This is a genomic window from Streptomyces sp. NPDC048434, assembly GCF_043200375.1.
Lineage (GTDB): Bacteria > Actinomycetota > Actinomycetes > Streptomycetales > Streptomycetaceae > Streptomyces.
Window position 1 is genome coordinate 210,777 of record NZ_JBICXQ010000014.1, and the last position, 7,756, is coordinate 218,532.

Below are 7,756 nucleotides of genomic sequence, written 5' to 3' on the forward strand. Positions count from 1 at the left end.
GGGTCTCCCTGCCCCTGCGCGCACCCCAGCCTGCGCAGGACGTGGTCAAGTCCGCACCAGGGAGGACACCTTCATGAGTCTCCTCGCGCACCCCGCCGAGGATCCGGCCGACAGCCGGACATATCTGCTCAACGCGAAGACCGCCCAGCGCTACCACAGCGCGGTCACCGAGAGCGTCACACGGATCAGTGCCAAAATCGCCGGCACCGCCCGCCCGTTCACCGGCATCACCGTCGACGGCCTCACCCCCACGGTCTCCGGCGTCGACCTCGACGCACCGCTGTACGACGCGGCCGCCGCTCTCGACGAACTCGAAGAGGTCTACCTCCGCGACGCCGTCTACTTCCACCACCCGCGCTATCTGGCGCACCTCAACTGCCCCGTGGTGATCCCCGCCCTCGTCGGCGAGGCCGTGCTCTCCGCCGTCAACTCCTCCCTGGACACCTGGGACCAGAGCGCCGGCGGCACCCTCATCGAACGCCGGCTCATCGACTGGACGGCCGACCGGATCGGCCTGGGCGAACAGGCCGACGGGATCTTCACCAGCGGCGGCAGCCAGTCCAACCTCCAGGCCATGCTGCTCGCCCGCGACGAGGCGTGCCGCCGCGAACTGACCCGTGTCGGCGCACCGGCCGACGCCCGCCTCACCGACGTCCTGCCCCGGCTGCGGCTCCTCACCTCCGAGTGCAGCCACTTCAGCATCCGCAAGTCGGCCACCCTGCTCGGCATGGGCGCGGAGGCCGTCATCTCCGTTCCCAGCGACGAGAACAAGCGGATGCGCACCGACAGCCTGGCCGAGGAACTGGCGCGCTGCCGCCGCGACGGCCTGATACCCATGGCCGTCGTCGCCACCGCAGGTACCACCGACTTCGGCTCCATCGACCCGCTCCCCGAGATCGCCGGTCTGTGCGCCGGCTACGGCGCCTGGATGCATGTCGACGCCGCCTACGGCTGCGGCCTGCTGGTCTCCCGCCGCCGGGAGCTGCTCACCGGCATCGAACGCGCCGACTCGGTGACCGTCGACTACCACAAGTCCTTCTTCCAGCCGGTCAGTTCGAGCGCCGTCCTGGTCCGCGACCGCGCCATGCTGCAGCACGTCACCTACCACGCGGACTACCTCAATCCGCGCCGTATGGCGGAGCAGCGCATCCCCAACCAGGTCGACAAGTCGATCCAGACCACCCGCCGCTTCGACGCCCTCAAGCTCTGGCTCACCCTGCGCATCATGGGTGCCGGGGCCGTCGGAGAGCTCTTCGACGACGTCATCGACCGCGCCGCGGAGGCCTGGAAACTCCTCCACGACGACCCCCGCTTCGCCGTCGTCGTCGAGCCCCAGCTGAGCACCCTGGTCTTCCGCTACGTCCCCAGCACCGACCAGGACCCCGAACTCAGCGACCGGGTCAATCTGCACGCCCGGGAGGCCCTGTTCGCCTCCGGTGACGCGATCGTGGCGGGCACGGTCGTCGACGGCCGCCACCACCTCAAGTTCACCCTGCTCAACCCGGAGACCACGCTGGAGGACATCGCCACCGTCCTCGACCTGATCGCCGAGCACGCCGGCAGCTTCCTCGCCGAGCAGCCGCGGCCGGCGCTCAGCGCGCGCTGACCCTCCCCCACGACCGATCCCCCTCGGAGACCCTGTGTCCGCCCCTTACGACTTCATCGCCATCGGCCTCGGCCCGTTCAACCTCGGCCTGGCCTGCCTCACCGAGCCGATCGACGGACTCGACGGTCTGTTCCTGGACAACAAAGCGTCCTTCGACTGGCACCCCGGCATGATGCTCGACAGCAGCCACCTCCAGGTCCCGTTCCTGGCCGACCTGGTCACCCTCGCCGACCCCACCTCGCCCTTCTCGTTCCTGAACTACCTCAAGGAATCGGGGCGGCTCTACCCGTTCTACATCCGCGAGAACTTCTATCCGCTGCGCGCCGAGTTCAACGACTACTGCCGCTGGGCGGTCGGCAAACTGGGCAACGTCCGCTTCGCCCACCAGGTCACCACCGTCGAGTACGACGAGAGCGAAGAGCTCTACGCCGTCCACGCCGAGCACCTCCCCACCGGCGAGCGCACCACCTACCGCGCCCGGAAACTCGTCCTGGGCACCGGCACGCCGCCGTACGTCCCCGACGCCTGCCGGGACCTGGGTGGCGACCTGCTGCACAACTCCGACTACCTGGACGCCAAGGCCGCCCTCCAGGCCAAGGACAGCATCACCCTCGTCGGCAGCGGCCAGAGCGCGGCCGAGATCTACTACGACCTCCTCCAGGACATCGACAGCCACGGCTACCAGCTGACCTGGGCCACCCGCTCCCCGCGCTTCTTCCCCCTCGAATACACCAAGCTCACGCTGGAGATGACCTCACCGGAGTACGTGGACTACTTCCACGCCCTCCCCGCGGCCACCCGCGACCGTCTCAACGCCACCCAGAAACACCTGTACAAGGGCATCGACTCCGAGCTGATCAACGACATCTTCGATCTGCTCTACCAGAAGAACCTGGCCGGCCCCGTCCGTACCCGTCTCCTCACCAACACCGCGCTGAACCAGGCGCGTTACGACGAGACCTCCGGCACCTACACCCTCGGCCTGCGCCAGGAGGAACAGGGCAGCGACTTCACCCTCGACACCCAGGGCCTGATCCTCGCCACCGGCTACCGCTACCGCGTACCCGGCTTCCTCGCCCCCGTCCACGACCGCATCGCCTGGGACGACGCCGGCCGCTACGACGTGGCGCGCAACTACAGCATCGACACCACCGGCCACGGCATCTACGTGCAGAACGCCGAACTGCACACCCACGGCTTCGTCACCCCCGACCTCGGCATGGCCGCCTACCGCAACGCGTGCATCATCCGCGAACTGCTCGGCCGCGAGTACTACCCGGTCGAAAAAGCCGTCGCCTTCCAGGAATTCGCCGCCCCGGCCGGCCCGCACCACCTCATGGAGACCCCGGCATGAGCACCCCGCTCTTCACCCGTCCCGACCCCGCGCTGGGAGAATTCTCCGTGCGCCCGGTCGACCCGTCCGGCGACGCCGAGCTGCTGCACGGCTGGGTCACCCACCCCAAGGCCGTCTTCTGGCTGATGCAGGAATGCGACCTCGCCGCGGTCGAGAAGGAGTTCACGCGGATAGCCGCCGACCCCTTCCACGACGCCTTCCTCGGCCTGCACAACGGCACCCCGGCCTTCCTCATGGAGCGCTACGACCCCGCCCACCGGGAGCTGGTCGGCATCCATGCCGCCGCACCCGGCGACGTCGGCATGCACTTCCTGTCGGCCCCCACCGACACCCCCGTGCACGGCTTCACCCGGGCCGTCATCACCACCGTCATGGAGATGCTCTTCGCCGACCCGGCCACCCGCCGCGTGGTCGTCGAACCCGACGCCGGCAACACCGCCGTCCACGCCCTCAACAAGGCCGTCGGCTTCGAGATCCAGCGCACCGTCTCGCTCCCCTCCAAAGACGCCTACCTCAGCACCTGCACCCGCGAACAGTTCCTGGCCACCCGAGGAGACCACCGATGACCGCCGGCAACGGGCCGACCGCCCAGGACTCCGTCGCCCACCTCACCCCCGCGCTGTGGGCCCGCGCCAACCGCCTGCTGATCCGCAAGGGCCTCGCCGAGTTCGCCCATGAGCGGCTGCTGACCCCCAAGCGCCTGCCGCAGGACGGCCACTACGGCGTACGCGGCGACGACGGCACCACCGAGTACCGCTTCGCCGCCCGCCGGCAGGCCCTGGACCACTGGCAGGTCGACGCCGACAGCATCACCCGCCACCGCGGTGACACCGAACTCCCGCTGGACGCGCTGGAGTTCTTCATCGAACTGCGCGACGCCCTGGGCCTCGGCGAGGAGATCCTGCCGGTCTACCTGGAGGAGATCAGCTCGACCCTGTCCGGCACCGCCTACAAGCTCGCCGCCGACCTGCCCAGCGCCGCCGAGCTCGCGAAATCACCGTTCCAGGCCATCGAGACCGGCATGACCGAGGGCCACCCCTGCTTCGTCGCCAACAACGGCCGCCTCGGCTTCGGCATCCACGAGTACCACGCCTACGCCCCGGAGGCCGCGAGCCCGCTCCGGCTGATCTGGCTCGCCGCCCACCGCGACCACGCCACCTTCACCGCCGGCGCCGACCTCGACTACGACACCCTCGTCCGCGACGAACTCGACGACACCACCCGCACCCGCTTCGCCGCCATCCTCACCGGCCTCGGCCTCGCCCCCGACAACTACTACTTCCTCCCCACCCACCCCTGGCAGTGGTGGAACAAGCTCTCCGTCACGTTCGCCGCCGAGGTCGCCCAGCAGCGCCTGGTGTGCCTGGGGCCGGGTGACGACGACTACCTCGCCCAGCAGTCCATCCGCACCTTCTTCAACACCACCAGCCCCACCAAGCACTACGTCAAAACGGCCCTCTCCGTCCTCAACATGGGCTTCATGCGCGGCCTGTCCGCCTCCTACATGGAAGCCACCCCGGCCATCAACGACTGGCTGGCCCGCCTGATCGCCGCCGATGACACCTTCCGGGCCGCCCGGTTCTCGATCATCCGCGAGCGCGCCGCCATCGGCTACCACCACCGCCAGTACGAGGCCGCCACCGCCAAGGGCTCCGCGTATCTGAAGATGCTCGCCGCCCTGTGGCGAGAGAGCCCGGTACCCACCGTCGAGTCGGGCCAGCGGCTGGCCACCATGGCCTCGCTGCTGCACCTCGACGACGAGGGCGGCTCGTTCGCCGCCGCCCTGATCGAGGAGTCCGGCCTGGAGCCCGCCGTCTGGCTGCGCCGCTACCTCGACGCCTACCTGACCCCGGTCCTGCACGCCTTCTACGCCTACGACCTGGTCTTCATGCCGCACGGCGAGAACGCCATCCTGGTCATCGAGGACGGCGCCGTGGCCCGCGTGATCTTCAAGGACATCGCCGAAGAGATCGCCGTCATGGACCCGCACGCGGTCCTGCCCCCCGCCGTCGAACGCATCCGCGCCGACGTCCCCGAGGACAAGAAGCTCCTCTCGATCTTCACCGACGTCTTCGACTGCTTCTTCCGCTTCCTGAGCGGCACCCTCGCCGACCGCGGCATCCTCGACGAGGACACCTTCTGGCGCACGGTCGCCGCCTGCGTCACCGACTACCAGGCGTCCGCGCCCCACCTCGCCGACAAGTTCCGCCAATACGACCTGTTCACCGACGAGTTCGCCCTCTCCTGCCTCAACCGCCTCCAGCTGCGCAACAACCAGCAGATGGTCGACCTCCAGGACCCCGCGGGCGCCCTCCAGCTCATCGGCACCCTCCGCAACCCCCTCGCGCCTTACGCGCCGGCCCCCTGACCCGCACCGCAAAACGAAGAAGGGCGGGACCCACCACGGGGTCCCGCCCTTCTTTCCTCACCTCAGCTCAGCTCAGCTCACGACGAGCAGCCGGCTCAGTCCTTCGCGGGACCCTCATCGTCCCGCGCACCTTCGCCCTCTGCCGCCTCATCCGACTCGTCGGTGTCCTCCAGCGCATCGGTGAACTCCACCCCGTCCAGCTCCGCGAGCCGGTCCGAGGCATCCGTCGTGCCACCCTGGTCGGCCTCCAGCGCCCTGGCGAACCAGTCCCGCGCCTCGCCCTCGCGCCCGACCTCCAGCAGCGCATCCGCGTACGCATACCGCAGCCGCGCCGTCCACGGGTGCACCGCGCTCGACGCGAGCTCCGGGCTCTGCAGCGTCACCACCGCGGCGTCCGCCTGCCCCATGTCCCGCCGGGCACCCGCGGCCACCAGCCGCATCTCGACCTGGCCGGCCCGGTCCAGCTTCTGCGTCTCGGGCTCGCCGGCCATGGCCAGCGCCTTCTCCGGCCGCCCGAGACCGCGCTCGCAGTCCGCCATGACGGGCCACAACTCCACGCCACCGGTCATCCGCCGCGCCGCCCGGAACTCCGCCAGCGCCTCGCTGTACTTGCCGACCGCGTACGCCGCAAAGCCCGCGGCCTCACGCACCGCCGCAACCCTGGACGCCAGCCGCAGCGCCACCCGCGAGTACCCGTAAGCGCTCTCCGGGTCCTCGTCCAGCAGCTTCGCCACCATCACCAGGTTCTTGGCCACATCGTCGGCAAGCGTCTTCGGCAGGCTCAGCAGCTCCTGACGCACATCCTTGTCGATCTCGTCACCGGTGACATCCTCCGGAATCGGCAGCCGCTTGATCGGCTCCCGGTCCCGGTCCCGCCGGTCATCGCGCCGATCGTCCCGACGGTCATCCCGCCCGCGCCCCGCGCCATACGGCCGACGCCCACGCTCATCGTCCCTACGGAACCCACCCCGGTCATCCCGCCGCGGCCCCCGGTCATCCCTACGGAACCCACCGCGATCGCCCCCACGGTCATCCCGCCGGTCGCCACCACGGAACCCACCGCGGTCACCACCCGACGAACGGTCATCACGACGGAAACCACCACGGTCGCCCCCACGGTCATCCCGCCGGTCACCACCCGACGGACGCTCGTCACGGCGGAAACCACCGCGGTCACCACCGGACGGACGGTCATCCCTACGGAACCCACCACGGTCGCCACCACGGTCGCCACCACGGTCGCCCCCACGGTCATCCCGCCGGTCATCACGACGGAACCCGCCGCGATCGCCGCCGCGGTCGTCCCGCCGGTCGCCACCGCGATACCCACCACGGTCACCACGGGACGGACGATCGTCACGACGGAAACCACCACGGTCACCACCGGACGGACGGTCATCACGACGGAACCCGCCGCGGTCACCGCCACGGTCGTCCCGACGGTCACCACCACGGTCACCACCCGACGGACGATCATCACGACGGAACCCGCCGCGGTCACCGCCGCGGTCGTCCCGCCGGTCGCCACCGCGATACCCACCACGGTCACCACCGGACGGACGATCGTCGCGCCGGAAACCGGGGCGGTCACCACCGGACGGACGGTCATCCCTACGGAACCCACCACGGTCACCACCGGACGGACGCTCGTCCCTACGGAACCCACCCCGGTCGCTGCCACGGTCATCCCGCCGGTCGCCACCACGGAACCCACCGCGGTCGCCACCGGACGAACGGTCATCACGACGGAAACCACCACGGTCACCGCCCCGGTCGACAGCGCCCCGATCGTCACGACGGTCATCCCTGCGGAACCCACCGCGATCGCCGCCACGGTCATCCCGACGGTCACCACCCGACGGACGATCGTCACGACGGAAACCGGGGCGGTCTCCACCCCGCTCGTCGCGCCGGAATCCGCCGCCCCGCTCATCATCGCGGCGCGGCCCGCGCGGCCGGTCGTCACGACGGTCACTGCCGCGGAAGCCACCGCGGTCGCCGCCCGAAGGACGGTCGTCACGACGGAATCCACCACGGTCACCGCCCCGGTTGTCCCGCCCCGCATAACCGCCACCGCCGCCGGCCGGACGACCACCGCGGTCGTTGTCCCGACGCGGCCCCCGGTCGTCACGCCGGAAACCACCGCGGTCACCGTCGTCGCGCCGCTGCGGCCGGCGCTCCGAACGATCGTCGGAAGAGTTGGTGGACATCGACGTGACTCCTGTCATCGGTACTGCATTCATTCTCACGCACCGATGAGTTCGGCGCGCTTCGGCAAAAACAAAAAAGGACCCTTGGTCCCAGCATGAACGCTGGGACCAAGGGTCCTCAAAGATTGTTCGGCGGCGTCCTACTCTCCCACAGGGTCCCCCCTGCAGTACCATCGGCGCTGAAAGGCTTAGCTTCCGGGTTCGAAATGTAACCGGGC

General features: G+C 69.8%; 5 protein-coding genes, 1 rRNA gene and 1 pseudogene. 4 read left to right on the top strand and 3 right to left on the bottom strand.

Going from position 1 to position 7,756, the window contains the following annotated elements; translation table 11 throughout:
* Window positions 1-73: 73 nt before the first annotated feature.
* From ACGFWI_RS18860 to ACGFWI_RS18875, 4 genes are read left to right on the top strand one after another with little or no spacing between them, the layout of a single operon-like run.
* Complete coding sequence (locus ACGFWI_RS18860; RefSeq protein ID WP_393907091.1) at window positions 74-1,606, top strand: pyridoxal phosphate-dependent decarboxylase family protein; 1,533 nt, start codon at window positions 74-76, stop codon at window positions 1,604-1,606.
* Window positions 1,607-1,640: 34 nt separating this feature from the next.
* Complete coding sequence (locus tag ACGFWI_RS18865) at window positions 1,641-2,960, top strand: lysine N(6)-hydroxylase/L-ornithine N(5)-oxygenase family protein (protein ID WP_393907092.1); 1,320 nt, start codon at window positions 1,641-1,643, stop codon at window positions 2,958-2,960.
* On the top strand, window positions 2,957-3,526 hold the full coding sequence (locus ACGFWI_RS18870; protein WP_393907093.1) for a GNAT family N-acetyltransferase: 570 nt from the start codon (window positions 2,957-2,959) through the stop codon (window positions 3,524-3,526). The genes ACGFWI_RS18865 and ACGFWI_RS18870 overlap by 4 nt, the downstream gene beginning before the upstream one ends.
* Window positions 3,523-5,328 carry an IucA/IucC family protein gene (locus ACGFWI_RS18875; protein ID WP_393907094.1) on the top strand — a complete coding sequence of 602 codons (1,806 nt, stop codon included), beginning with the start codon at window positions 3,523-3,525 and terminating at the stop codon, window positions 5,326-5,328. Before ACGFWI_RS18870 ends, ACGFWI_RS18875 begins: the two co-directional genes overlap by 4 nt.
* A gap of 95 nt (window positions 5,329-5,423) precedes the next feature.
* Here ACGFWI_RS18875 and ACGFWI_RS18880 read toward each other — a convergent pair whose 3' ends face one another.
* The 3 genes and pseudogenes from ACGFWI_RS18880 to rrf all read right to left on the bottom strand — a co-directional run.
* Window positions 5,424-6,173 carry a hypothetical protein gene (locus ACGFWI_RS18880; RefSeq protein WP_393907101.1) on the bottom strand — a complete coding sequence of 250 codons (750 nt, stop codon included), beginning with the start codon at window positions 6,171-6,173 and terminating at the stop codon, window positions 5,424-5,426.
* A 180-nt stretch (window positions 6,174-6,353) separates the two neighbouring features.
* A pseudogene (locus ACGFWI_RS18885) lies at window positions 6,354-7,169 on the bottom strand (hypothetical protein); the annotation flags it as partial.
* A gap of 496 nt (window positions 7,170-7,665) precedes the next feature.
* Window positions 7,666-7,756: ribosomal RNA gene (rrf, locus tag ACGFWI_RS18890) — 5S ribosomal RNA — on the bottom strand; the annotation flags it as partial.